We start from the raw sequence: 1,170 nt of genomic DNA on the forward strand, positions 1-1,170 counted from the left end.
TCCATCGCGGGCCGGGGGATTCCGGCCCCTCTGGGGTTGCCTACCCGGATTCGCGCCTCAGGACTCAGCGCAACGCGTTGCGCTGAGTCCTGAGGCTGTTGCAATGAAAATGAGAATCAAGGCTCCTGATTTATTGGTTGATTTCCGATCTCAGCCGAACACATTGAGCAAATAGGCCGTTCCCGCACCTAGCCGAACGCCCCCGCGGCCCTCCCGGGGCCCGGGGGCGGCATTTTCCCAGTTGAAGGAACGGTGGAGATGTGTTTCGATGGGTCCGGTGGCCATGCTCCGCCCGCCGCCCGGCACCTCTTCCCAGACTCAGCCGAACGGTCGGTCCGCCTATTCCGTTTTTCCCTTTCAGGCTAGGACAGCGGGGCATCGCCCCTTTCCTCGCGCGCCCGCGCGATGAGCCCCGGCGTCAGGTCGAGCTCGCCGACGGGCACGTCCTCCACGCCGTACGCGTCCAGCAGCGCCTCCGCGTCGGCGCCGAGCATCGCCCGGAAGGCGCGGGCGGGCGTCGCGAAGCCGAGCGCGCCGCGCGGCTCGGAGTTCACGTGCGACATCGCCAGCGACAGGTCCGCCGGGGCCAGCCGGTCGAACCTGAGGCCGCGGCCCTTGGGCAGCAGCTTCCTGATCTCGACGTGGTTGCGCTCGCAGGCGCCCTTCTGGTCGCTGCGCCGGGGGTCGCAGTAGAACAGCCTCGTCTCGCCCTGCCCCTCGCCGATGAGCGCGGCGATCGCGTCCTCGTCGGAGAACTCGGGGCCGTTGTCGGTGAGCACGGCGCGGAACACGCGGCGCGTCCCGTCGGCGCCGAGGACCGCCCGGACGCCCTCCAGGGCGCCCGCGACGCACCCGGCGGTCTTCTCCTCCAGCGGCAGCGCGAGCTGGAGCCTGCTGGGGCGGTGCAGCAGCGTGAGCAGGCAGGCGGAGTCCTCCCGGGCCCCCTCGACGGTGTCCATCTCCCAGGCCGCGGCGCACGCGTCCTCCCCGAGGGCGAGGAACGCGGCATGTGACCTGCGGGCGGAGTGGCGGGTCGCCGCCCGGCACGCGGCGCGCTTCCTCGGCCTGTAGCCGACCTTGCGCCTGAGCTCCATGTTGGTCATGCCGTCGTAGCCCGCCGAGACCCAGCGGTAGATGGTCGACGGCGACAGGTCCACCGGGCCGCCGTTG

At 70.9% G+C, this 1,170-nt stretch carries 1 protein-coding gene; it reads right to left on the bottom strand.

Annotation, left to right across the window (positions count from 1 at the left end; all coding sequences use genetic code 11):
• Positions 1–362 precede the first annotated feature (362 nt).
• A partial coding sequence (locus tag NBH09_RS09965; RefSeq protein ID WP_250787864.1) for an IS30 family transposase occupies positions 363–1,170 on the bottom strand: 808 nt, incomplete at its 5' end.

It is taken from the genome of Collinsella sp. BG-O-102, assembly GCF_023656745.1.
Taxonomy (GTDB): Bacteria; Actinomycetota; Coriobacteriia; order Coriobacteriales; family Coriobacteriaceae; genus Collinsella.